General features: G+C 64.1%; 2 protein-coding genes and 1 pseudogene. All 3 read left to right on the top strand.

The genetic code is table 11. The features are described from left to right. A pseudogene (locus tag EN935_RS34175) lies at positions 1–639 on the top strand (LLM class flavin-dependent oxidoreductase); the annotation flags it as partial. Between the two features lie 42 nt (positions 640–681). Then, the gene (locus EN935_RS34180) at positions 682–1,326 is read left to right on the top strand and encodes a ThuA domain-containing protein (protein WP_127266081.1); all 645 of its coding nucleotides are present in this window, start codon (positions 682–684) and stop codon (positions 1,324–1,326) included. A 17-nt stretch (positions 1,327–1,343) separates the two neighbouring features. Continuing rightward, the coding region (locus EN935_RS34185; RefSeq protein ID WP_127374135.1) for an aldehyde dehydrogenase family protein at positions 1,344–1,800 on the top strand (457 nt) is incomplete at its 3' end.

The raw sequence follows: 1,800 nt of genomic DNA on the forward strand, positions 1-1,800 counted from the left end.
CCGGAAGGCCAGAGCGACGCCGACATGGCGCGGCATCACGCCGAGGTCTTCCTCGAGACGCTGCGCGGCGAGGGGTTCGCCCAACCCAATCCGCGGCCAATGTTCCCCAATCCACCCGGCCTCTTGCGCCTCGAGCCGCATTCGGAGGGTTTGCGCGAGCGGATCTGGTGGGGGGCGGCCACCAATGCCACGTCGGAATGGGCGGCGAAGCTTGGCATGAACCTGCAAAGCTCGACGCTCAAATTCGACGAGAGCGGCAAGCCGTTCCACATCCAGCAGGCCGAGCAGATCCGCATCTATCGCGAGGCCTGGAAGGCGGCCGGTCACAAGCGTGAGCCGCGCGTCTCGGTCAGCCGCAGCATCTTTGCGCTGGTCGACGATCGCGACCGCGCCTATTTCGGACGCGGCAATGAGAGCCGCGACCAGATCGGCTTCATCGAGGAGAACACCAAGGCGATCTTCGGGCGCAGCTACGCGGCCGAACCGGATGTGCTGATCAAGGAATTGGCGCAGGATGAGGCGATCACTGAGGCCGACACGCTGCTGCTCACCGTTCCGAACCAGCTCGGCGTCGACTACAATGCGCATGTCATCGAGGCGATCCTGACCCATGTCGCGCCGGCGCTGGGCTGGCGCTGACGCCGGATCGATCAGGACGGAGTGCTCCAGGGAGGTAAAACCATGCCGAAGAAGGCCCTGATTGCCTGGGGCGGCTGGGAAGGCCACACACCGGAGCAGAGCGCCAAAATCATCCGTGCGCTGCTTGAGCGCAACGGGTTCGACGTCACGCTGGGCGAGGGCACGGCGATGTTCGCCGATCCGCAGCTTGCTTCCTTCGATCTCATCGTGCCGGTCATCACGATGTCGACGATCGAGAAGGCCGAACTGCAGAACCTGACACTTGCCGTTCGTGGGGGAAGCGGGCTCGGCGGCTTTCACGGCACAATGGGCGACAGTTTTCGCAACGAGCCCGACTATCAGTTCATGACCGGCGGCCAATGGGTCGCGCATCCCGGCGACATCATCGACTACAGGGTCGCCGTCACTAGGCCGGACGACCCGATCACATCGGGCGTCAGTGATTTCGCCTACCGGTCGGAGCAGTATTACATGCATGTCGATCCGAGCAACGAGGTGCTGGCCACGACCATTTTCACCGACGCGCATTTCCCGGGGATAGGCGGCGTCGTCATGCCGGTCGTCTGGAAGCGTCGCTATGGGGCGGGCAAGGTTTTCTACAGCGCTCTCGGACACAATGCCGACGAGTTCGCGGTGCCGGAAATGGCCTTGATTGTCGAGCGGGGTCTCATCTGGGCCGCCCGCTAGGTTCTGAGGACACGAGCATGACCGTACCGGTGAGAGACTTGCCGCTGCATACGCCCATCGATGGCCGGCACCGCAAGATGCTGATCGACGGCGCTTGGTGCGACGCGCTCAGCGGCCGGACCTTTGAGACGCGCAACCCCGCCACCGGCACCGTGATCGGTACCGTGCCGTTGTCCGATTCAGGCGATATCGACCTCGCCGTGGCGGCGGCCCGGCGCGCCTTCGACGGGCCGTGGAGCCGGTTCAAGCCCTATGAGCGCCAGGTGCTGTTGTTGAAGATCGCCGACCTGATGGAGCGCCATTGGGAGGAGATCGCGCTTTCCGACACCACGGATATGGGCATGCCCATCGTGCGCACGCTGGCCAACAAGAACCGCGTGCTCGGCATGCTGCGCTTTTATGCCGGCATGGCGACGTCGATCCACGGCCACACGATCGGTAATTCGCTGCCGGGCGAGATCATCTCCTACACGC

The sequence above is a fragment of the Mesorhizobium sp. M7D.F.Ca.US.004.03.1.1 genome (assembly GCF_003998635.1).
GTDB classification, from domain to species: Bacteria; Pseudomonadota; Alphaproteobacteria; order Rhizobiales; family Rhizobiaceae; genus Mesorhizobium; species Mesorhizobium loti.